Source organism: Nocardia jiangxiensis NBRC 101359 (assembly GCF_000308615.1).
Classification (GTDB): Bacteria; Actinomycetota; Actinomycetes; order Mycobacteriales; family Mycobacteriaceae; genus Nocardia; species Nocardia jiangxiensis.
In genome coordinates this window covers 41684-64265 of record NZ_BAGB01000028.1, presented here as the reverse complement: position 1 = coordinate 64265, position 22582 = coordinate 41684, and the positions used below count along the sequence as shown (strand labels likewise).

Genomic DNA, 22582 nt, shown 5'->3' with positions numbered 1-22582 from the left:
GGAACACGGTCCGGCACCCCGCGCGAGCGGCGGACCGAATTCGAGCAGCGCTCATATGCCGACCTCGCGCAGCGCCGCGACCAAGCTGTCGACCTCGGCTTCCGGACGGACCGCGAGGCGCAGATGACCTCGTCCCAGCCCCGGAAAGGTGTCACCACGCCGGACCGCGACGCCCACACCGGCGAGACGTTTACGAAGCAGTTCGGCATCGGGCACCCGGATCAGCAGGAACGGGCCGTGCGCGGGTTCGTGGACCTCGATGCCGAGCGCACGCAGTCGCGGGATCATCGCGGCGCGGTCGGCGGCGATATGTTCCGCGCGGACCTGTGATTCGGCGACCGCGGCCGGATCGCCGGTTGCCGCAATGGCTTCCAGTTGCAGGGCGCCCAACGGCCAGTGCGCGCGGCCGTGCCGTACCCGCGCCAGCAGATCCGGCGGTCCCAGGAAATATCCACACCGCAGGCCCGCCAGCGCCCAGGTCTTGGTGAGGCTGCGCAGCACCAGGACATCCGGGAATGATTGGGCAGCAAGCGATTCCGGCTCACCGGGGATCGCATCGGCGAACGCTTCGTCGACCACGACCACCCGTCCGGGCCGCCGCAGCGCACGGATCGTCCCGGCGGGATGCAGCACCGAGGTCGGATTGGTCGGGTTGCCCAGCACCACCAGATCGGCGTCCTCGGGCACCAGCGCGGGATCGAGGGCGTAGGGCTCGCCCAGCACGACCCTGGTCACCGCCACTCCGGCCTCGCGCAACGCCAGTTCGGGTTCGGTGAACGAGGGGTGGATCACCGCGGCCAGGCGCGGAGCCAAGCGCGGCAGCATCGCGAACCCTTCGGCCGCCCCCGCGAGCAACAGCACCTCGTCCGGAGTCCGCCCGTGCCGCGCCGCGACGATCTTGCGCGCCGCCAGATCCTCGGCCGCCCCCGGATATCTGCCCAAGGCGTCCAGCCGCGCCGCGAGCCGCTCACGCAACCACGTCGGCGGCCCCTCCCCCTGGACGTTCACCGCGAAGTCCAGCATCCCGGGCCGCACGTCCACATCGCCGTGATGCCGCAACTTGGCCGCGTCCACCTCCCCGGACCCGGCGTCGGACGGCAGAGCCCGAACCGCCGCGGGCCCGGTTACGGGCCTCGACGGCGGTTCCGGTTCACGATCTGCCGTGACGTCCTCGGGCACAGCAATACACCCTACGTGGCCGCCCCCGCGCCGAATCGACCCAACGGCGGTGCTGGATCCGGACGGATCACGCGCCCTGTTCGGCGACCATCGTGAGTGCGATATCGACGATCATGTCCTCCTGACCACCGACGAGCCGCCGACGACCGGCCTCCATGAGCAAGGTGCGCACGTCGATCCCGTACCGCTCGCTCGCGGCCTCGGCGTGCCGCAGGAAGCTGGAGTAGACACCGGCGTAACCGAGGGTCAGCGTCTCCCGGTCGACCCGGACGGGGCGATCCTGGAGCGGGCGCACGAGATCGTCCGCGGCGTCCTGGAGGGCGAACACATCGCAGCCGTGCTTCCACTCCAGCAGATCCGCCACGGCGATGAACGCCTCGATCGGGGTATTGCCCGCACCCGCACCGTGCCCGGCGAGCGAGGCGTCCACGCGGAAGGCTCCGTTCTCCACGGCGACAACGGAATTGGCGACCGACAGCGACAGGTTCTCGTGCGCGTGGATACCGATCTCGGTGGTCTCGTCGAGAATGTCACGGTAGGCGCTGATCCGGTCGCGCACGCCGTTCATGGTGAGCCGGCCACCCGAGTCGGTGACGTAAACGCAGTGCGCCCCATAACTTTCCATCAACTTCGCCTGCGCGGCGAGGTCGGCGGCCGGGGCCATGTGACTCATCATCAGGAAGCCGGAGACGTCCATGCCGATCTCCCGGGCCGTCGCGATGTGCTGCGCCGAGACATCCGCCTCGGTGCAGTGCGTCGCGACGCGCACCGACCGGACGCCCAGATCGTAAGCGCGCCGGAGATCTTCGACCGTGCCGACGCCGGGCAGCAGCAGTGTGGTCAGGCGCGCGCGGCTCAGGTTCGCCGCGGCCGCCTCGATCCACGTCCAGTCGCTGTGCGAGCCGGGACCGTAGTTGACCGAACCACCCGCGAGACCGTCACCGTGGGCGACCTCGATGGCATCGACGCCGGCGGCGTCCAGCGCGGCCACGATCCGCCCGACGTTCTCGGGAGTGATCCGGTGCCGGATCGCGTGCATGCCGTCACGCAGCGTGACGTCCTGAACGAACAGTGTGGTCATCGCGCGTTCTCCTGCTTCTGGGCGTTCTGGGCGATCCGCTCGCCGACCTGCAGCGCGGCCGAGGTCATGATGTCGAGATTTCCGGCGTAGGCGGGCAGGTAGTGCGCCGCGCCCTCGACCTCGAGGAAGACCGACACCCGATGCGTCGGGACCGTGGCCGCGTCGTCGGCCAGCAGCGTGTGCACCGGCTGATCGGCGGGGATCGGATCGATCTGGACCTGCTGTTTGAGCCGATAACCGGGCACGTACGCGGCCACATCGCCGACCATCTTCGCCACCGAGGCGCGGATCTGTTCGTGCGTATCCGCATCGGCGGCATCGACCAGGCAGAACACGGTGTCGCGCATGATCAGCGGCGGCTCGGCCGGGTTCAGGATGATCACCGCTTTGCCGCGCGCGGCCCCGCCCACGGCCTGGATCGCGTGGGAGGTGGTCTCGGTGAATTCGTCGATATTGGCGCGCGTGCCCGGCCCGGCGGACTTCGAGGCGATCGAGGCGACGATCTCGGCATAGGCCACCGGCACGACCCGCGCGACCGCCGCGACGATGGGGATCGTCGCCTGTCCGCCGCAGGTCACCATGTTCACATTCGGTGCGTCGAGGTGATCGGAGAAGTTGACCGCCGGGACGACGAAGGGCCCGATCGCCGCGGGCGTCAGGTCGATCAACCGCTTGCCCAGCGGCGCCAGGCGAGCGTGGTTGGCCCGGTGTGCCTTGGCCGAGGTGGCGTCGAACACGATCTCGATCTCGTCGAAGCCCGGCATCGCCACCAGTCCCTCGACGCCCTCGTGGGTGGTCGGCACGTCCATCCGGGCCGCGCGCGCGAGACCGTCGGAGTCCGGGTCGATGCCCACCATGGCCGCCATCTCGAGATAGCGGGAATGGCGCATGACCTTGATCATCAGGTCGGTGCCGATATTGCCGGACCCGATGATCGCCACCTTGGTACGGGCGCTGTTCTCACTCATCGGATGACCTCCTCGTTGCTGAAGGACGCGGACAGACTGCCGAGCCCGCCGATGACGACCTCGACGACCGAGCCCGGACCCACCGGACGCATCGGACCGAGGGCGCCCGACAGGATCACCTGTCCGGCGCGCAGCGGGTCACCGAATTCGCGGGCCCGCAGCGCCAGCCACGACAGAGCGTTGAGCGGATCTCCCAGGCACGCCGCCCCGGTGCCGGTCGAGACCTCGGCACCGTCGATCCGCATGGACATGGTGACCTCGACGGGCTCGAACTGTGCGAGTGTGCGGCGCTCGGCGCCGAGCACGAAGACGCCGCTGGAGGCGTTGTCGGCCACCGTGTCCGCGAAGGAGATGTCCCAGTTGGTGATCCGGCTGTCGACGACCTCCAGTGCCGCGACCGCGTAATCGACCGCGGCCCGGCATTGCGCCACGTCCAGCGGGCCCTCGGCGAGGTCGTCGCTGAGTACGAACGCGACCTCGGCCTCGGCCCGCGGCTGCAACAACCGGCCCGTCTCGACGACGTCGCCGTCGGCGTAGGCCATATCGGCGAACAGGACACCGAAGTCGGGCTGGCGCACACCCAACTGGGTCTGCACGGCTTCGGACGTCGCGCCGATCTTCCGGCCAACCACGACGTTCCCCCCGACGCGCAGGCTGTTGAAGTGTTCCTGGATCCGGTACGCAGTGGCGACGTCGTCGGGGCCGATCAGATCTCGAATCGGTGCGCAGGGGTTGCCGGTGGCGGCGGCAGCGGCCAGGCGTTGCGCCGCCGCGGCGACGGTCGACTCGTCGACGGTCTCGGCGCGGCTGTCCGTGGTGGCGGACATGCCCACCTCCTTCCTTTCTCGGGTATTTCTCCTCGACGTCAGTGCACCCCACGCGACCAGTGCCCGAACAGTAAAGTGGTCCACTGGATGGACCGATAGGAGCGACCGTGGACGAAGCCGCGCTGCAGGACAAGTCGGTGCTGGGCCGGATCATGCGAATTCTCGACGCGTTCGATGTCGGGGATCAGGCCGTCGGCCTGTCGGAACTGGCCCGCCGAACCGGGCTGGCGAAGGCGACCGTGCATCGGATCGCGCAGGATCTGGTGACCGCGCGACTGCTCGCGGCCTCACCACAGGGCTATCGCCTAGGCCGGGGCCTGTTCGAATTGGGTATGCGCGCCGCCGCCGAACGAACCATGCTCGAGGTGGCCGTCCCGTTCCTGCAGGACCTGTTCGCCCGCACCCGGGAAACGGTGCATCTGGGCGTACTCGACGGTGACGAGGTGGTCTACATCAGCAAGATCGGCGGGCACCGGCAGGCACGCTCACCGTCGCGCATCGGCGGGCGAATGCCGTTGTACTGCACCGCGATCGGCAAGACTCTGCTGGCCAACTCGGACCAGGCCACCATCGCCCGGATCCTCGCCGGGCCGCTGCCCCGGCGCACTCCGCGCACCATCGTCGCGCCCGGCCTGCTGCGCGCCCACCTCGAGCAGGTCGCCGAACAGGGCGTGGCCTACGAGTACGAGGAGTCCACGCTCGGCATCGTGTGCGTCGCGGCGCCGGTCCTGAGCGCCGACGACCAGCCGCTGGCGGCAATCTCGGTCACCGGCCCCGCGACCCGGTTCCGTCCGGACGCACACGCCGCCTCGGTCCGGGCCGCGGCGGCCGGAGTCGCGTCGATCCTGGCCCGCCGCACGAGCACCGCCGAGTAGGGCCGCTACCGGTCGGCGATCTTCGATCACGCTGTCTTCAGACCTTCAATCGCGGAAAGAGCGTTTCGCAATTGCCACGGTCGATGCTCGCACGCACCGACTCGTCCAGGGGGTAGTTCTCGAACCCGCTGTCGATGAACGCGACCGCGGGCGGCGGCGCGAACGGAAAATCGCTGCCGTAGGTGATGTGGTCGGGTTCGGCGACCGCCAGCAGGCTCGGCAGCGCGGCGGGACCGGCCGACAACGCGATGTCGTAGTAGAACTGCCTCAGCACCGCTTTGTACCCCGCACCGGGATCGTCCGATTCCACCTGCGGCACAGTGGTATTCGCGGCGAACATGGTCAGCAGGATCCGGTTGGCGATATAGGGAACGAACCCGCCCGCGTGCGCGAGGATGAACCGGATGCCCGAGTATTTCGCCATCGCCCCCGACAGGATCAGGCTCAATGCGGTGCGAGTGGTGTCCAGCAGGAAATCCGCGGTGAAGGTGGGAATGCCGGGCACGGGCTCGGCGGGCAGTTCACCCGGATGGATGAAGACCACGCCCCGGCGCTCGTGCAGGAATTGCAGCAGCGGCGCGAAGGCGGGTTCGCCCAGGTACCGGCCGTCGTTGTTGGCCAGCAGCACGATTCCGTCGGCCTGCAGGGTGTCCAGCGCGTATTCGGCCTCGACGAGCGCGCCGGTCACATCGGGCAGGGTGAGAGTGGCGAAGAAGCCGAACCGATCCGGCCGCCTGCGCACCAGGTCGGCGGTGTATTCGTTGATCTCCCGTGCCCACCGCCCGGCCTCCGCGGCATCACCGAGGTACACCCCGGGCGTGGACAGCGACAGTATCCCGGTCCGGATTCCGTGACCGTCCATGAACTCCACCGCCGCCGTTTCCGACCAGGACGGCAGGTCGACACCACCGGGACGAATCCCCTTGCTGCGCAACCACTCCGCATATTTCGGGGGAACGATGTGTTGATGGGTGTCGATACGCCGTGCGCCGCTCATACAAGCCTCCTCCACTTAACTGATGCTTTTGTCAGATATGATTCAGGTAACGATTTCGACCGGAAGAAGGAGCCATGGCCGCGGAGCCCGCAGTACGCAACCGTATCGACCGGCGGCGCGAGCGCACCCGCAACGCGCTGCTCGGCGCGGCGCGAAAATTCCTGTCGGAGGGGCGTTCCGCGGTCAGCATCCAGGAGATCACCGATGCCGCGGACGTCGGATTCGGCTCCTTCTACAACCACTTCGATTCGAAGGATCAGCTGTTCGACGAGGCCGTGCGGTCCATCCTGCAGATCTACAGCGAGATGCGCGACGGCATCGTCGCGCTCTACGAGGACCCGGCCGAGGTGTTCGCGGTCAGCTTCCGCATGACCGGCCGCCTGCAACGTCAGATCCCCGAGGGGGTGCGGGTGATCCTGCACTCCGGCATGCCGGTGCTGCTGCGCGACGAGGGCCTGGCCCCGCGCGCCCGCCGGGACATCATCGCCGCGCAGGAAGCGAGCCGGTTCGAACCGATGGACCCGGACATCGCGATCATGGCCGCCGGTGGCGCGCTGCTGGGACTGCTGCAACTGCTCGATGCCAACCCGGACGCCGACGCCGGTGCCCTCACCGACGAGATGACTTTCCGGGTGCTGCGCATGTTCGGCATGAACAAGCGCGCGGCCCAGAAACTCGTCTCGACCGAACTGCCGCCGCAGCCACAGCTGTAACCGTCTCACGCGAGACTGCCCCGAGCGTGCTTCATCCGACGTCCTCGAGGTTCTCCGCCGCATCGAATTGTGCTGGGGCGCTTACTATCTCCGGCGGAAGAGCCGCGGAACCGGTGAGCTGACGGAACAATTCGGCGATCAGCGCACCGCTGCTCTGCCCGGTCGCGGTGCCGAAGACGTACCGGTCCGGGCGCAACAGCACCAGTCCCCCGGTCCGGACTCCCGCCTTGGCGAACCAGCGGGCCAGCGTGCCGGTGTGGTCTTCGACATCGATGTAGCCGTCGCCGGCGGTGCGGCCGTCGCCCGGCCTGCCCTGCGGTCGGCCACCGATCGGGTAGACGGTGACGAACTCCGTTCCCAGCCGACGCAATGCGGCGACCTCGTCGGCGCCGAGCACGGCGCGCGGGTCGACGCCGTACCCGAGCACCGAGAAGCCCAGGCCCAGAACGTCATCGAAGCGCCGATGCCGACCGTCGTAGGTGCGTATCTCCGGCTGCGGGGACAGTCGCCCCTCAGGTCCGCGCAGTCGGCTGCGCGGCAGGCCGAGGTAGGCGTTGCGGCGGAAGCGCGGCGCGGGTTTCATCTTCGCGGCGCGAATCCAGCCGCCCAGCCCGGGTACCCGCAGCGCGGTGGCGATCGTCAGATCGCGGGCCGCCGCGAGCAGTCTGTTGTCGACGGATACCAGAGATTTGTTGAACACCGAGAAGTCGATCATCGCCTCGGCGTGCGGTGCGCGTTCGGATTCGTAGCTGTCCAGAATCCGTTCGGACGCACCATGTTCGATGATGGCGGCCAGTTTCCACGACAGGTTGTCCGCATCGCGGACGCCCGACCCCATGCCCTGACCGACGAACTGCGGAGTCATGTGCGCGGCGTCACCGGCGATCAGGATCCGGCCGTCCCGCCAGCGGTCGGCGATCACGGCATTGAACGTGTAGACCAGCTTGCGCAACACCCGCACCTCGTCGGGGTCGACGAAACGCGCGATATGCCGACGGACGGTATCCGGGTCCTCCATCTCCTGTTTCGTCTGGGATTCGGTGAGCATGAACTCGAAGCGATGGTGCCGATCCGGCTGCGGGCAGGACACGACGGGCAACTCGGGATCGCAGACGAAATCGAAATAGGGCAGATGCCGGAACGCGTCGACCCCGTCCTCGGCCTGCAGATCCACCACCAGCCAGCGCTCGGGAAAACTGGTGCCGGACATGTCGATACCGAGCTTCGTGCGCACGACACTGCGGCCGCCGTCGCACCCGACGAGGTACTTCGCACGCACTCGCTCCGCCGTGCGTGGATCGGATTCCGCTGTGCGCGTGCCGTATCCGGTACCGGAGCAGTGAACGTGCTCGACGCTCACCGACCCATCATCCTGATCGAAGCCCACGACCTCCCGGCCGCGCCGCACCGTGACGTGCGGATACCGATCCAGCGCTCGTTCCAGACTGCTCTCCAGGTACGGCTGGTACAGGAAGTTCACCACCGGCCACCCCTGCGGCCGGTCCGTCTGGTGGAACTGGATCAGGACCCGGCCGTCGCCGCGCACCCATTGCACAGTCGAGTCGACATTCATATCCGCCGCGAGTTCCTCTGCCGCACCGGCAGTTTGGAAGATCCGCATACATTCGTCGTCGGTGTAGACCGCGCGCGCCGAACCGTAGTATTCGGGTTCCCGCTCCAGAACCAGCGCACTGACCCCACGCCTGCCCAGCAGATTGGCCAGGGTCAGCCCGGTCGGCCCCAGACCCACAACCACGACGTCGTAGTCGGTGTCGCTCATCGCGAATTTCCTCCTGAGCGCGAACGGGGTGAATGAACAACGGGCACAACATGTCCCGCTCGCACCGGAGCCGAGGCGGCAGCGAATTGCGGAACGGTGATCTCCGGCGTCGTCACCGACCGCAGGGCCTGACGGAACTGCGCGAACTTGTCCAGCACGGTCTCCCCCACCGGGGTGTGCCCCCAGATGCTGATGCCCTGATATGTCGTCGGCTCCCAGGTGGATTCGAGCTCCGCACCGATCACGACGGGGTTCCAGCCGACCTCGAGTTCGAATCCGGACGGCGTCACACAGTAGAACGACAGCTCGCGATCGTTGGTGTGCTGGCCCACCGACCACGCCATCCGGAATCCCAGCTCGGTGACCCGCCCGAACGCGGCGAGCATGTCGTCCAGGGTCGCGGACTGAATATTGATGTGCTGCACCCGGGTTCGGATCGGGTCGATCTTGATTCCGCGAATATTCGCGATCGCGACGGAATGGTGGCGCTCGTTCACCCGCAGGAACCGGATCTTCATCTTCAGCCCGGAGACGTTCTCATCGATGTAATCCGACAGCCGGGAGTCGAAGACGGTCCGGTAGTAGTCGCGCATCGCCTCCGGTTCCCGCGAGAGGATCGCCACGTGCCCGAGTCCGGACTCGCCGGTCACCCACCCGGAGCTGAGCATGCGCAGCGGCTCGGGTGTCGTCAGCGGCACCGTGAAGATCTCCTGCGCAATACCTTTCGGCCCCGCGAACCGCCACAGCCGCTGCACGCCCCGCAGTGTCGCCTCCCGCGCGCTGCCCTCGACGATCGGCACGCCGCGATCGGCGACCCGGGCGATGATGCGGTCGAAGGTCTCGTGATCGTCGACCTGCCAGCCCAGGGCGGTCGCGTCCTCGGCGGGGCCGCGTTCGACCAGGAACCGGCACGCTCGATCGTCGAGCCGGAATCGCAGTGCGCCACCGTCGATTTCGTCGACGTGCAATCCGATCGCCTCGGCCCCGAAGCGCCGCCAGTCCGACGCCCGATTCGATTGCACGACAACATATCCCAGATGCACCGCGCCGAATACCGAGGTACCGGCGCCCGGGGGCTCGTTCACGTCGTCTCCAGGAACGACGTGGCCAGCGCGTCGAACAGCTCGGCGCGTTCCCACTGCACCCAGTGACCGGTATCGGCGGCGAGGTACAGATCGCAGTGCGGCATCGCGTCGCGCAGGAGGCGACCTCCCTCGGGCCGGTTGACCTTGTCCGCCGCACCCCAGATCACCAGCGTGCGATGCGGGACCTCGCGCAGCCGGGCGTCGCGCGTGAAATCCATCCGCCACAGCGTGCGCAGCGCCAGCGGACCGGACGGACGTCGCAGCGGCGGATTCGCCACCACCTCCGGATCGATACTGGCCCGGAAACGCTCCTCGATCACCCCGTCATCGACCGCACTGCCGTCGAAGACCAGGTAGTCGCGGATGAATCGGGTGAGCTTGTCCCGGCTCGGGCCGCTACCCCCGTAGTACGACAGCAGCTCCCGCAGCCCCTCGGTGGGCAGTGCGCGAGTGGCGCCGACGCCGCCGGGGCCCATCAGGATCATCCGGCCCACTTTCCCGGGCCGATCCATCGCCAGCCGCAGCGCCGCCGCGCCGCCGTAGGAGTTCCCGACCAGATGCGCTGTGGCAATGCCGATTTCGTCGAGCAAGTCGCCGACCGCCCGTGCGAGATCGCCGAACGGGTCGGATTGATCGATCCGCTTGTCCGAGCGCCCGTACCCGGGCAGATCCGGCACGATCACCCGGAACCGCCCGGCCAGCGCGTCGATGTTGCGCGAGTAGTTCGACAGGCCCGAGGCCCCCGGTCCCCCGCCGTGCAGCAGTACCACCGCGGGACCGGAACCGGCCTCGGTGAAGAAGATCTCTCGCTCGCCGACCCGGACCGTCCGTCCGACACCCTCGCCGATGCTTGTCATCGCCACCTCCAGAACCATTACTGATCAAATCATCAGTTGCGATGACCTCATCTGTCAAGGCGATATTGATGAAAACATCAGAATCATCCGAACATCGCCGCCGCGACCGCACCGCCGCACGACCCCGGCGAGGTGAAACGGCATTCGGGCAGGCGATAGACTCGGCGCGCAGGCTTGGCGTGGCCGTGGATCGCCACATACCGGAATACGAACGCGGCACAGAACGTAGGAGAGTTGCAGGATGGACCCCGTGACCACGCAAACGTCCTGGTCACGAGACTTCTCCAGCGCGCAGTTGCACGTGACGTTCATCTGCACCGGCAATATCTGCCGGTCCCCGATGGCCGAGAAGATCTTCGCCGCGAACGTCGAGCGAGCCGGGCTCGCCGACCGGGTGCGGGTGAGCAGCGCCGGGACCACCCCGTGGCACGCCGGATCGGACGCCGATCCGCGCACCACCACGGTCCTGGCCCGGCACGGCTACCCGACCGGCCACGTGGCCGCGATGATCGGGCCCGACCACCTGAGCGCCGATATGGTCATCGGCCTGGACAGCCAGCACGACCGGGAACTGACCCGGCTCGGGGTGCCCGCGGCCCGACGGCGCCTGCTGCGCAGCTTCGATCCATACGCCCCCGCACCCGACGTCTCCGATCCGTACTACGGCGACGACCACGACTTCGAGATCGTCCGCGAGAAGATCGAGGCGGCCATGCCGGGGCTGCTGGACTGGGTGCGCGACCAGCTCGTCGAGGACCCTGCCGTCGACACACGTGGGCACGGCGATCCGCGATGAGCGTGCTGCGCCGCCTCACTTTCCTGCTCCGGCCGAGCTGGGCGATCCTGGCCGTGGTGGTCGTCGCGTTCGCGTACCTGTGCTTCACGGTGCTCGCGCCCTGGCAGCTGGGGAAGAACATCTCGACCTCGCATAGGAACAATCTGATCGCCGACTCGGTCAACGCCGCGCCCGTCCCGGTCGGGCAGTTCCTGGCCGATCCGAAGGCCAAGGACACCGAATGGCGGCAGATCACGGCCACCGGCAGCTACGTGCCCGGCTCGACGGTGCTCGAGCGGCTGCAACGTCTGGACGACAAACCCGCCTACGGCGTCCTGGCCGAATTTCGCCTCGACGACGGCCGCACCCTGCTGGTCGACCGCGGCCTGGTCGGCGCACCCGACGGCTCCCACCTGCCGACCATCACCGACCCACCGGCCGGACAACAGCACATCCAGGGCCGGGTGCGGAAATCCGAGGGCGTCATTCCCGGTAAGGAGCCGATGACGCAGGACGGCTTCCGGCAGGTGTACTCCATCGACACCACCCAGCTCGCCACTGTGCTCGACGCTCCGCTCACCGCGATCCCGACCGGCGGCGCGGGCGGCTACCTGCAGTTGAGCGACGACCAGCCCGGTGTGTTCACCCCGCAGCCCCTGCCGCAGCTGGACGCGGGCCCGTACCTGTCCTACGGCCTGCAGTGGATCGCCTTCGGCGTCATGGCCCCGCTCGGACTCGGGTATTTCGTCTACGCCGAGATCCGCGAACGTCGGCGGGAACGTGCCGAAGCCCCGAAGGATTCCGGCCCCGCAACCGAACCTGCCACTGCGGCAACCACTTCCACCCCGCGCGCGGCCACTACCGCAGTCCTTCCCGTCCCGACTCCCACCGCGGCAGCCGACGACGTTCCGGAACCGACCGAATCCGCCCCTGCCACAACCGAACCGGTCGCTGTTCCGCAAGTCCGCACCAACGCCCAACGGCTCGCCGACCGATACGGCGGCATGCGGCGCTGAACCCCGCCACACGCCCACTACGGATGCGGTCAACGCCACCGGTGCATCGGCCACATCCGAATCGCACACCTGTGACGCCCTCACGACACCAGCTCGAGCCGAGCAAACCCAGCCACGCACATAACGAGCAGCACCTGACGCGGCAGGAGTGCGGCATCGACCTGTCCGCTCGAGGCACCGGCAAACCCTGTCGACTCGCCGACCGTTTTGCCCATCCAGTCACTGTTTCCGCACGACCGGGCCGACGTGCGGATCGACACAATTCGGACAAGGCGATGCGGCCGAAGATCAACGAACCGTTAAGGTTGTACGCAGGTGCGTCGGGAAGTCTGGTCGACAGGATTCGTCAGTGGATTCCGGAAAGGACTTCTGTGCGCACACCGGATAGCAACGCTGCCAAGCGATCTCGGTCCGGATTCATCACCGGGGCTCGGTCGCGATGAACGATGTGACGCCCTTCGCGGTCGCGCTGTTGATCGCGGCGCTCGTGGGCCTGGCGGCGGTGCTGTCCAATCGGCTGGGCGAATGGTTCCCCGTTCCCGCGCCCGCGCTGTTCCTGGTCGGCGCAGCGGCGGCCTCGGACATCTGGCCTGCTCTGGGGAAGATTCCGATCACTCTGGTCGAACAGATCGTCACCGTTGCGCTGCTGGTGATCCTGTTCGACGGCGGTATGCAGATCGGCTGGCGGCGTTTCCGGGCCAATGCGGGGGCCATCACCTGGATCGGCGTGGCCGGAACACTCGTGACCGCTGCCGCGGTGGCGCTGGCGGCGCATTCTCTCTTCGGTCTCGACTGGCGTATCGCCCTGCTGCTGGGCACGGCGTTGTCGCCGACCGACCCCGCGGTGGTGTTCTCCGTACTGGGTCGGCGGCAGATCGGTGGCCGCGGCGGGATCATCGTCCAGGGCGAATCAGGAGCCAACGATCCGGTCGGGATCGCTCTGCTGGTGGTGCTGCTGGGCGCCGGCCGGATGGATATGCACTCGATCGGCTCGATACTGGGCGAATTCGCGGTACAGATCGTCGTCGGCGCGGTGGCCGGGCTCGTCGGCGGGCTGGCGCTGCTGTGGTTCATGCGACGGGTGCCGCTTCCGGCCGCGGGACTGTATTCGCTGCGGGTGCTGATGTGCGTGGTCGCTCTCTACGGCGTGACGACGCTCGCACACGGTTCCGGATTCCTGGCAGTCCTGGTGGCGGGTGTGGTCATCGGCGGCCAGCGCGCGCCCTATCGCGGCGATATCGAACGATTCCATTCGGCGCTGGCCAGTCTGGGCGAGATCGTCGCGTTCGTGATGCTCGGCTTCACCATCCAGGTCACCGGCGAACACGGTGTGGTCGACGGCGGCGCGTGGTGGATCGGGTTACTGCTGGCGGTCCTGCTGACGCTGGTGATCCGGCCCGTACTGGTCGGCGCGCTGATCTGGCGAATGCGTCTGGCCCTCGGCGAGCGCCTGTTCGTACTGTGGACCGGGCTCAAAGGCGCGGTGCCGATTCTGCTGGGCACCTACATTCTGCGGGCCGGGGTGCCCGATGCGCAGCGGGCCTACGAGATCATCTTCGTGGTGGTGGCCTTCTCGGTCATCGTGCAGGGCAGCGTGGTTCCCGTCCTGGCACGGCGACTCGGAGTTCCGTTGCAGACGGTGAATCCGCGCCCGTGGACGATGAACGCCCGGTTCGAGGAGGAACCCGACAGTCTGCACCGTTTCACCGTCGCCGCGGGGTCGATCGCCGACGGGAGGACCGTCGCGGAACTGCCCTCGGACGATCTGTGGGTCAGCGTCATCATCCGACGCGGCCGACTGGTCACCGTCACCCCGGAAACTCTGCTGCACAGCGGTGACGAGGTGCTGATCCTCGCCGAACCCGATTCCCGGGCAACGATTTCCGACCTCTTCACCTCGGACACCCTGGGCCCACAGCAGCTTTAGCGAGCCGGAACTCCGGAGCCACTGGTCTGCAGCAGCTTTTGGAGCTGTAAGTCCGGAGTCGCTGGTCTGCAGCATTTTCAGGGAGCTGTAACTCCGGAGTCGCTGGTCCGCAGCAGCTTCAGCGAGCTGGGAGTCTGGAGTCTCTGGCCCACAGTAGCTTTCACTATTTCGGCGAGAGGCTCACGACGGCGGCGGTGAGCGCGGCAGCGAGCTGGACCGCCTCCGAAAGACATACGGCGCGACGGAGATCCGCGACGCGCGGCGCAGGACCGTCGCCGAGGGTGGGGCGCAGTTCCGGGCCGTAGCGGTACTGGGTGCGCCCACCCAGCGTGACGCCCAGGGCGCCGGCCATCGCGGATTCGGCGACGCCCGCGTTGGGACTCGGATGTTTCGCGGCATCACGACGCCAGGCGCGCAGCGCAGCAGCGGGACGTCCGCCGATCAGCGGGGCCAACGCCACGGTCAGGACGCCGCTCACCCGGGCCGGGAGCAGGTTGGCCAGATCGTCGGTGCGGGCGGCGGCCCAGCCGAAGTTCCGGTAACGATCGTTGCGGTAGCCGACCATCGCATCCAAGGTGTTCACCGCGCGATAGACCAGCAGGCCCGGAATTCCGGCCAGCGCACCCCACACCAGCGGTGCGACGGTCGCGTCCGAGGTGTTCTCGGCAATGGATTCGACTGCGGCACGGGCCAATCCGTCCGCATCGAGTACCTCCGGATCGCGCCCGCACAGCGCCGGCAGCAGCGCGCGAGCCCCGGCCAGATCTTCCGCTTCCAGCCGATCGGCCATCGCCCGCCCGGTCCGCGCGAGCGTCGTCCCGCCCAGCACGGTCCAGGTCGTCAGCGCGGTCAGCGCCGTGGCGACCGCGAACCGTCCCCGTCCCACCCTGTCGACGGCCACGCCCAGCACGGCGGTCCCCCCGACGAGCACGACCTCGTGCACCACCCCGGCCATCCGCCCGTCCCGGTAGGTCGCCGACTCCAATGCCGCAGCCGCCGAACCGAATCCGGCCACCGGATGCCACCGCCGCGGATCGCCCACCGCCCGGTCCAGACCGAACCCCAGCACCAACCCGACAGCCGTCGACATCCGCATACCCACCGATCGAGACTAACGCGGCAGGTCATCGACCAGTATCGACCGGGTTGCCCACCGCGTCTCGCACCGCATCGGTCGCTTGGTCGGACGCACCGTGTGGCCGGGATCCGGATCATCGCGTGGACTGCCCATCGACCCGTCAGCGCTTGTGTCGACCTCAACGGGCGAACACGACCGCTACGAAACGCGCGAGGGTCGCGGCGGCCGCGGCGGGGTCGATGTCGCGGCGCGCGAGCTGCAGGAGCAGGCCCTCGACGAGGGCGAGCAGGCCGCGCGCGTCGCGTTGCGCTTGTTCCGGGGAGCGGTGGGCCCTCATGCGCAGGGCGGCGGTGATCCCTCGCGCGAGCCGATCGGAACCGGCGGACAACCGCGCCGACATCGCCGGGTTCTGCGCGGCCCGGCTCACCACGGTCAGCCAGGCCATCACCTGGACCTGCCAGACGTCGTCCGGCGGCGGAGTGCCCGACAGGTCGGGGGTCGCACCGGGGATCATGCTCTGAAGTACCTGGCGCACAGTCGATTCGGCATGGTCCGGATCGGCGAGGGTGGTGAGCTGATCGGCGAGTTGCTCGTCCAGGACGTCGAGCACACCGGCGACGGCGTAGTTGAGCAGGTCGTCCATTCCCGCGAAGTAGTGCTGGAGCGATCCGAGCGAGAGACCCGCCTCGGCGGCGACCCTGCGCAGACTCACCGCGCCCCAGCCCTCGCGGTGGGCCACTCGCCACAGGGCGGCCGCGACCTCGTCGCGCCGCTGTCGGGGGTCAACGATCTTCGGCACCGAACCTCGCTTTTTAGTACAGTGACTTATATAAGTCTAGGCCGATCTCCGAGGGGGCAGAAGTGGATGTGGTCGTTCGCGCACAGTGCGGCGCCGTACGTGGTGAATCGCGGCAGGGTTGTTCGGTTTTCCGCGGCATTCCCTACGCCGCGCCGCTCGAGGGCCCCCGCCGTTTCCAGGCGCCCGCTCCGGCGCAGCGCTGGGACGAGGTGCGCGACGCGCGGACGTTCGGTTCCTCGGTTCCTCAGCCGATCCTCTGGCATCCCGGTGACGATCCCGAGTGCCTGACGGTCAATGTGTGGACCCCCGACGTCGCGTCCTCGGGAATGCCGGTGCTGGTGTGGCTGCACGGCGGCGCGTGCCTGGGCGGCACCGCCGCCACCACAGATTTCGACGGTGCCGCGTTCGCCGCCGCGGGCATCGTCGTGGTCACGGTGAACTACCGGGTGGGGTACGAGGGGTTCGGCTGGGTCGAGGACGCCCCGTGCAACCGCGGCGTCCTGGACCAACTCGCCGCACTCCGGTGGGTGCACGAGAACATCGCCGCCTTCAGTGGGGATCCCGGCGCGGTGACGCTGATCGGCCAGTCCGCCGGTGCGTCGTCGGTGGTGGGCCTGATCGCCGATGACGTTGCACTGGAACTGTTTCGGCGCGGCATCGCGCAGAGTCCGGGAAAGATCTTCGTCCCCGCCGACGAGGCCCGCGCGGTGTCGGCGATGATCACCTCACAGCTCGGCGTTCCCGCGACGGTCGAAGCCCTGGCAGCGGTGCCGTCCGAGGCGATCCACGCGGTTCAGATGACCCCGGTGGTGACCATGTCGCAGGAACCGGGACGCTGGACTCATCCGAACGCCCCTTACGGACTCACCGTCGACCACGACCTGTTCGACGCGCCACCGTGGATCCCGCAGCAGCAGAAGACATTCGGCACGCGGGAACTCGTCTGCGGGTACACCACCGACGAGGCCCGGATGTTCACCGTCGATGCCGACCTGTCGGGCGTCGATCCCGTCGATACCGCTCGCGGGTGCGGCCTGGATGCCGACGCGGTGCGCGACTACCGAGCCGACAATCCCGGCATCACCGACGCCGACCTGCACCCCCTGATCCTGTCCGACGCCCTGTTCCGGATGCCCGCCCTGTGGTGCGCCGAAGCGCACGCCGACGCCGGAACCGCCACCTACCTGTACGAGTTCGCGTGGCCCAGCCCGGCCCGCGACGGCGCACTGCGCGCCTGTCACGGCCTCGACGTGCCTTTCACCTTCGACACCCCGCACGGTCCGCTCGCCGCCGATCTCATCGGGCCGCGGATTCCACCGGACTTCGCGGTGCTCTCGACCGCGATGCGCAGCGCCTTTGCGGCATTCGCCACGACCGGCGACCCCGGCTGGCCCCGGTTCGACAGCACCACGAGAGTTCGCCGGATCTGGCAAACCCCGCCTGCGCTGGGCGAGGAATCACTGTCGGCATCCGATCGGATCTGGCGGCCCGAACGCCCTCGCGCGGCCGAAAGTGAATCCACGCTCGGGTGAGCCGCGATCCGGTCCTGTCACACCTCCGGTGGCGATTTCGTCCACCTTGCGACGGATAAGCTCACGCTGGAAGGCGCGGGACGGCAGTGAGGATGCACAGTGACGACCGACGAACGCCCCGACGACATCGACCGGGCCGAGCTGGCCCGGCAGTTCGAGGAGCATCGGCAGTATCTGCGGCGGCTGGCATACAGCACGCTGGGCAGTCTCAGCGACGCCGACGACGTGGTGCAGGAGGCGTGGCTGCGGTTGCAACGCTGGCACGAGAATCGCGCGCCGGGTGAGCGGATCGATAATCTGCGGGCCTGGCTGTCCACCGTCACCGGCCGGCTGGCGCTCGATCAGCTCGGTTCCGCGCGCGCCCGCCGCGAACAGTACGTCGGCGAGTGGCTGCCGGAGCCGGAGGTGAGCACCGACGACGATCCCGCCGACCGCGTCACCCAGGACGAACGTGTCACCACCGCGCTGCTGGTGGTGCTGGAGTCGCTCACCCCCGCCGAGCGCACCGCATTCGTGCTGCAGGAGGTGTTCGGGATGACCGGTCCCGAGGTGGCCGAGGTGGTCGGCCGGACCCCGGCGGCGGTCCGGCAGCTGGCCTCGCGGGCACGCAAACACGTCGAGGAGGGCACTCCGCGCTTCCCGGCGAGCGCCGACGAACACGGCAAGGCGGTCTCCGCCTTCGCCCTGGCCTGGCGCACCGGGGATATGAGCGCGCTGCTGGGTGTGCTGGACCAGAACGTGGTGCTGACCGCCGACGGCGGCGGCAAGGTTCCGGCGGTCCGCCAGCCGGTGCGCGGGTCCGAGCTGATCGCCAAGCTGTTCCTCGGCTGGTATCGGGCCGCGTCCGGGGCGTGGGGCCGGGAGGTGCGGGTCAACGGACAACCCGGGCTGCTGGTCTTCGACGGCGCCTACCCCGGGGTGATGTCCTTCACCGTCGAACAGGGCGCCATCACGGCCATCCACGTCGTGCGCAACCCCGACAAACTGCGTCACCTGCCGGAGGAGTCGGAGCCCGACTGGTACCTGTAGGCGTCCGGGCAGCACACCTCGCCTGACCACGCACCTGCGCCAGCGCTGAAAACGGTTGCCCCGCAACGCACGAACCGCGCAGCCGACCGCGAGGCACCGACCCGACCGATACCTTCGGACGTCCGGGCTCACCGGTCGGGCGGTAAGTCGATCGCCGTCAGGCCGTGCGCGTGCGCGACTTCGGCCGAGAACAGTTGTCCCGCATCGGCGGTCAGTCCGTGGCCCAGGCCCGGATCGGCGCGGCAGGCGGCCTGCCAGCCGTGGTCCGCGATCGCGCGCACATACGGGAGTGTGGCGTTGGTCAGCGCGACGGTCGCGGTGTGCGGCACCGCGCCGGGCATATTCGCCACGCAGTAGAACAGCGTGTCGGCCACCCGGAAGGTCGGATCGGCATGCGTTGTGGGATGGGAACTTTCGAAGCAGCCACCCTGATCGATCGCGATGTCGACCAGCACCGCACCGGGCCGCATCCGCGCCACCAACGTATCCGGAACCAGTTGCGGCGCACGGGCTCCCGGCACCAGGACCGATCCGATCACCAGATCCGCGTCGGTCACGGCCCGGTCGACCTCGGCGGCGTTGGACCCGACCGTCTCGAGCCGTCCGTCGAAACGCGCGTCGAGCTCGCGCAACCGCACCAGATTCGTATCGAGCACCGTGACGTGCGCGCCCATACCCACCGCGACGACAGCGGCATGGGATCCGGCCACACCACCGCCCAGCACCGTCACCTCGGCCGCCCGCACCCCGGGCACACCACCCAGCAATACTCCAGCACCGCCGTTGGGTGACATCAGGTGCTGCGCGCCGACCTGCGCGCCGAGCTTGCCCGCGACCTCACTCATCGGCGCCAGCAGCGGCAGCGATCCCCCGGCACCGCGCACCGTCTCATAGGCGATCGCGGTGATCCCGGATCGCAGAATCGCCTCGGTACACTCCCACGAGGCAGCCAGATGCAGAAACGTGAACAGCACCTGCCCCGACCGCATCCGCGAATACTCCGGCGCAACAGGCTCTTTCACCTTCAAAACCAGATCCGCGTCGCCCCACACCACCTCCGCCGCCACCACGACCCGCGCCCCCGCATCCCGATACTCCACATCCGAGAACCCCGACTCCACCCCGGCCCCCGCCTCCACGAGCACCTCATGCCCGTACCGCCGCAACTCCCCCGCCCCCGCCGGCGTCAACGCCACCCGCGTCTCCTGCGGTTTGATCTCGCGCGGAACACCGATTCGCATAACGTCATCGTCACCCACGACCACCCCGTACGCCACGACCCCACTCGCGCGATTCACAAAATAGCAATTATTCAGCAACTACGAGTCGCTGTTCGCAGCACACCAGCCTGGCACGAACACGCCGCAAGATCCGATCCCGAGTTGGCGCGCGGACGGTTTCGCACAACTTCCGAACACAGTTCGAGACCCCTGCGAAAGATAGCTCACAGAGCGTCCTCAGCAGCCAACATGAACGCCGCCTCCAGGTGCACGATGCATTCGTCCGGAGGACGGTGCCGATGAATGAACCGCAGCTGTCGAGCGCGCTCTGTGGTCAGCTCGATCAGATGCACCTGGCACATGAATTCGGCCAATCGACCGTCCGCGTGCACAAAAGTCCGATGCCCCGCCGGCTCGGAGAGAGTCATCGATCCACCTCGATGCGCCGCCTCGGCGGAGATGGGTCCGCCCTCATCGCCACCGCCATACCGAACAAGCACCGGCCGCGCGATCCGTGGAAGGACACATCCGGGCCCAGAATTCACCTTGCACCTTGTCCCACAACCAATCCCATGCCGGATGAAGATCCCGGGCACTACACCAGCAACGACGAGGTTCGGCAGGAATTCACGGTCGTATACCGAGGTGAACCAACCGGCGGGAATCCCACGACGAGCGAGGAAAGTACGCGAGTCGAATGGGTGCCCATCGAACGAATTCCCTCACTGACAATGGACCGAAGCCAGCGCAATCGCATCGAATGGGCACTGAGCGAGAGCGATCCCTACCTAGATCCCGAGACTCGCTGAAATGCCTCTCGCAGTTGCGATTCCGCTCGGATGATCGCCCTGTACACGACGCTCCCCGACTCATAACGCTCGAGAATCTCGGACAACCGCTCGTCCAGAGTGAATTCTTCACCTTTCGGCCCGGTGGAGAGGTCGGCCCACCAGAGGAAATCATCGGCGGCATCGATTCCGTCCACGTCGACCAGCCGAAACTCGTCGAATATCTGCTGGTCCAGACCGCGCACTGCCGCCTCGGTTTGCGCGGCAGTATGGAACGCCACCATGTGGCACACAACGGGCGAATATCCGCGAGTGCGCAAGAGTCGAGCGCCATCGATCGGATGGAACCCGATATCCGGGTGGCCGTAGCCCACATCGTGCAAACAGGCTGCGGTTACCGCATCGGCACGAAGCTCGGCAGGCAGATGGCCCACCACACTCTCCATCCGTCGCCCGACCGCCAACGAATGAGCGCGTCGCGACGCCGTCAGCGGGGACAGTAATTCGGCCATGGCCTCGTTCACCGCTGCCATGTTACGCGCCGACAGCACCCGAACGTCCGTGTCGACGCAGTCATTCACCACCAATCATCGAGGGCGATGTTGTCGAATTATGTTCACCCCCAACGTATTCCGAGATGAAAGGATCGAACGCGGAAACCGGCCGGAAGCGCACCCCCGGCCGGTGAACCACATCTGCCGAGTCGGCACCCGACACGCGATACTCAGAGTCGCTTGTTACGGCCGAGTTGTTCGTGGGCGGCGACGAATTGGCCCGCGGCGATCGCCGAGACGGTCGAAATATCAAGTGCCAGACAGAATCCGGTGACGATCTCGGCCAGGCGACGGGCCTTGCCCGGGCCGGCGCAGCCGAGCGCCTCCAGGAACGCCTGCTGCTGCGGCAGGCCGGTGCCGCCGCCGACCGTGGCGACCAGCAGGCTCGGCAGGGTCAGGGTGATCAGCAGGTCATCACCCTCGAAGCGGCTGGAGATCATCGCCGTACCGGATTCGAAGACGCTCGCCGCATCCTGGCCGGTCGCGATGAACATCGCCGCGAGCACGTTCGCCGCGTCGACGTCGGCGCCGAGCGCGCCGCTGTGCCAGGCGGCGTCGTCGAACACCTGCAGCGTGCGATGCAGCATCTCCGGGGTGGTCTTCAACACGCGTTCGATCGCCTCCCGGGTGAGCAGGGTCTCGGCCACGACCCGGTAACCCCGGCCGCCGATCGTGTTGAGGCTCGCCGCCTTCTTGTCGCAGGCCATGTTCGCCTCGATGATGAACCACAGCACGTCCACCCCGGACAGCTCGACGACGTGGTCCAGAATCCACTGGCAGGCGTGCCAGGTGGTCGCCGAGGTCATGTTCTGACCGGTGGCGTCGGCGGTTTCGTAGCAGAACCGGACGTGCACGTCACGCCCGATCTGCACGGCCTCGACATCGAGCAGCAGCGCATGCCGGGAGGCTTCCCGCACCCGCGCGCTGAGCTGGTCGAACTGCAACGGCACCCAGCGGGCGAATCGAGCGGCCTGCTCGAGCGAACCGAATCCGAATCCGGGCACCCGCGTCATCCGCTGCCGCAGCACCCTGGTCACCACTCCGCCCGAGTCGGTCATCGCACGCGCGCCGCGGGCGGTCGACGCGAGCACCGCGCCCTCCACCGTGGCCATCGGCGCGATGATCGGGCCCCGGGCGTGCTCGCCGTCGAACAGCAGCGGTCCGGCCAGGCCGACCGGAACGTCGATGGTCCCGACGAAGTTCTCGATATTGCCGCGCACCAGTTCCGCGGGCACCCCTGGTTCACGCAATGCGTCGAGAGAGGTACCGGTCGCCGACCGATACCACTCCAGCCGTTGCGCGCGAGCCTGTTCCGTGTATTCCCCGAGCCCTGGCATCTTCTCGATGACGGGCGTTTCGTCGACCACCGGATTGATCGTCATCACAACTCTCCACTCGGATCGCTGCCCCATCAGGGCAGGTACTGGGACAAGCTCCCGCACGGAGCGTATCCGCCCGATCCACCGAGCGCATTGCGAGCAATCACCAACTGCCGCAGCAGA

22 protein-coding genes are annotated in these 22582 nt (G+C 68.0%); 8 read left to right on the top strand and 14 right to left on the bottom strand.

Annotated elements, in window-relative coordinates; genetic code table 11:
* Positions 1-51: 51 nt before the first annotated feature.
* The 4 genes from cobC to ON40_RS10135 form a co-directional block, all read right to left on the bottom strand.
* Positions 52-1101, bottom strand: coding sequence for an Rv2231c family histidinol phosphate aminotransferase CobC (gene cobC, locus ON40_RS10150; RefSeq protein ID WP_083895548.1), 1050 nt, complete (start codon positions 1099-1101; stop codon positions 52-54).
* A gap of 145 nt (positions 1102-1246) precedes the next feature.
* A complete protein-coding gene (gene dmpG, locus ON40_RS10145; protein ID WP_040820934.1) occupies positions 1247-2260 on the bottom strand; it encodes a 4-hydroxy-2-oxovalerate aldolase in 1014 nt (337 codons plus the stop codon).
* The gene (locus ON40_RS10140; RefSeq protein WP_040820932.1) at positions 2257-3228 is read right to left on the bottom strand and encodes an acetaldehyde dehydrogenase (acetylating); all 972 of its coding nucleotides are present in this window, start codon (positions 3226-3228) and stop codon (positions 2257-2259) included. Before ON40_RS10140 ends, dmpG begins: the two co-directional genes overlap by 4 nt.
* Positions 3225-4055, bottom strand: coding sequence for a 2-keto-4-pentenoate hydratase (locus tag ON40_RS10135; RefSeq protein ID WP_040820930.1), 831 nt, complete (start codon positions 4053-4055; stop codon positions 3225-3227). The genes ON40_RS10140 and ON40_RS10135 overlap by 4 nt, the downstream gene beginning before the upstream one ends.
* Before the next feature lie 152 nt (positions 4056-4207).
* On the opposite strand from ON40_RS10135, the gene ON40_RS10130 reads away from it, so the two are divergent.
* Positions 4208-4930, top strand: a complete 723-nt coding sequence (locus ON40_RS10130; protein WP_085997685.1) for an IclR family transcriptional regulator — start codon at positions 4208-4210, stop codon at positions 4928-4930.
* A 37-nt stretch (positions 4931-4967) separates the two neighbouring features.
* Here the strand turns inward: ON40_RS10130 and ON40_RS10125 are convergent, their stop codons facing one another.
* Complete coding sequence (locus ON40_RS10125) at positions 4968-5927, bottom strand: amidohydrolase family protein (RefSeq protein ID WP_040820926.1); 960 nt, start codon at positions 5925-5927, stop codon at positions 4968-4970.
* 74 nt (positions 5928-6001) lie between these two features.
* Between ON40_RS10125 and ON40_RS10120 the strand changes: the two genes are divergently transcribed.
* Entirely contained in the window at positions 6002-6640 is a 639-nt protein-coding gene (locus ON40_RS10120) for a TetR/AcrR family transcriptional regulator (protein WP_040820924.1), read from the top strand.
* A 31-nt stretch (positions 6641-6671) separates the two neighbouring features.
* Here the strand turns inward: ON40_RS10120 and mhpA are convergent, their stop codons facing one another.
* From mhpA to ON40_RS10105, 3 genes are read right to left on the bottom strand one after another with little or no spacing between them, the layout of a single operon-like run.
* Entirely contained in the window at positions 6672-8420 is a 1749-nt protein-coding gene (gene mhpA, locus ON40_RS10115; protein ID WP_063712978.1) for a bifunctional 3-(3-hydroxy-phenyl)propionate/3-hydroxycinnamic acid hydroxylase MhpA, read from the bottom strand.
* Positions 8417-9505: a VOC family protein gene (locus ON40_RS10110; RefSeq protein WP_083895543.1), complete on the bottom strand. Its 1089-nt coding sequence runs from the start codon at positions 9503-9505 to the stop codon at positions 8417-8419. Before ON40_RS10110 ends, mhpA begins: the two co-directional genes overlap by 4 nt.
* The gene (locus ON40_RS10105; protein WP_040821012.1) at positions 9502-10362 is read right to left on the bottom strand and encodes an alpha/beta fold hydrolase; all 861 of its coding nucleotides are present in this window, start codon (positions 10360-10362) and stop codon (positions 9502-9504) included. Before ON40_RS10105 ends, ON40_RS10110 begins: the two co-directional genes overlap by 4 nt.
* A 250-nt stretch (positions 10363-10612) precedes the next feature.
* Here ON40_RS10105 and ON40_RS10100 point away from each other — a divergent pair, with 250 nt between their 5' ends.
* Both ON40_RS10100 and ON40_RS10095 read left to right on the top strand, forming a co-directional pair.
* A complete protein-coding gene (locus tag ON40_RS10100; RefSeq protein WP_281033019.1) occupies positions 10613-11158 on the top strand; it encodes a low molecular weight protein-tyrosine-phosphatase in 546 nt (181 codons plus the stop codon).
* A gap of 5 nt (positions 11159-11163) precedes the next feature.
* Positions 11164-12153 (top strand): SURF1 family cytochrome oxidase biogenesis protein, encoded by a 990-nt coding sequence (locus tag ON40_RS10095; protein ID WP_040821008.1) that lies wholly within the window; start codon positions 11164-11166, stop codon positions 12151-12153.
* 80 nt (positions 12154-12233) lie between these two features.
* Here ON40_RS10095 and ON40_RS55440 read toward each other — a convergent pair whose 3' ends face one another.
* A complete protein-coding gene (locus ON40_RS55440) occupies positions 12234-12368 on the bottom strand; it encodes a hypothetical protein (RefSeq protein WP_281033018.1) in 135 nt (44 codons plus the stop codon).
* Positions 12369-12592: 224 nt separating this feature from the next.
* On the opposite strand from ON40_RS55440, the gene ON40_RS10085 reads away from it, so the two are divergent.
* The gene (locus tag ON40_RS10085; RefSeq protein ID WP_040820921.1) at positions 12593-14080 is read left to right on the top strand and encodes a cation:proton antiporter domain-containing protein; all 1488 of its coding nucleotides are present in this window, start codon (positions 12593-12595) and stop codon (positions 14078-14080) included.
* Positions 14081-14243: 163 nt separating this feature from the next.
* Here the strand turns inward: ON40_RS10085 and ON40_RS10080 are convergent, their stop codons facing one another.
* On the bottom strand, positions 14244-15176 hold the full coding sequence (locus ON40_RS10080; RefSeq protein WP_040820918.1) for a cobalamin biosynthesis protein: 933 nt from the start codon (positions 15174-15176) through the stop codon (positions 14244-14246).
* Between the two features lie 160 nt (positions 15177-15336).
* Entirely contained in the window at positions 15337-15957 is a 621-nt protein-coding gene (locus ON40_RS48040; RefSeq protein WP_051192935.1) for a TetR/AcrR family transcriptional regulator, read from the bottom strand.
* A 62-nt stretch (positions 15958-16019) separates the two neighbouring features.
* Between ON40_RS48040 and ON40_RS10070 the strand changes: the two genes are divergently transcribed.
* Both ON40_RS10070 and sigJ read left to right on the top strand, forming a co-directional pair.
* Positions 16020-17489: a carboxylesterase/lipase family protein gene (locus tag ON40_RS10070; protein ID WP_051192934.1), complete on the top strand. Its 1470-nt coding sequence runs from the start codon at positions 16020-16022 to the stop codon at positions 17487-17489.
* A 99-nt stretch (positions 17490-17588) separates the two neighbouring features.
* Positions 17589-18518 carry an RNA polymerase sigma factor SigJ gene (gene sigJ, locus ON40_RS10065; RefSeq protein ID WP_083895542.1) on the top strand — a complete coding sequence of 310 codons (930 nt, stop codon included), beginning with the start codon at positions 17589-17591 and terminating at the stop codon, positions 18516-18518.
* A 128-nt stretch (positions 18519-18646) separates the two neighbouring features.
* On the opposite strand, the gene ald is transcribed toward sigJ, so the two are convergent.
* Entirely contained in the window at positions 18647-19759 is a 1113-nt protein-coding gene (gene ald / locus ON40_RS10060) for an alanine dehydrogenase (protein WP_040821000.1), read from the bottom strand.
* A gap of 278 nt (positions 19760-20037) precedes the next feature.
* Here ald and ON40_RS51760 point away from each other — a divergent pair, with 278 nt between their 5' ends.
* Positions 20038-20547, top strand: a complete 510-nt coding sequence (locus ON40_RS51760; protein ID WP_157186255.1) for an NUDIX hydrolase — start codon at positions 20038-20040, stop codon at positions 20545-20547.
* On the opposite strand, the gene ON40_RS10045 is transcribed toward ON40_RS51760, so the two are convergent.
* Positions 20523-21050, bottom strand: coding sequence for an HD domain-containing protein (locus ON40_RS10045; RefSeq protein WP_169541847.1), 528 nt, complete (start codon positions 21048-21050; stop codon positions 20523-20525). The two genes, ON40_RS51760 and ON40_RS10045, sit on opposite strands and share 25 nt — an antisense overlap.
* A 200-nt stretch (positions 21051-21250) precedes the next feature.
* On the bottom strand, positions 21251-22462 hold the full coding sequence (locus ON40_RS10040) for a hydroxymethylglutaryl-CoA reductase (protein ID WP_051192931.1): 1212 nt from the start codon (positions 22460-22462) through the stop codon (positions 21251-21253).
* Positions 22463-22582 lie beyond the last annotated feature (120 nt).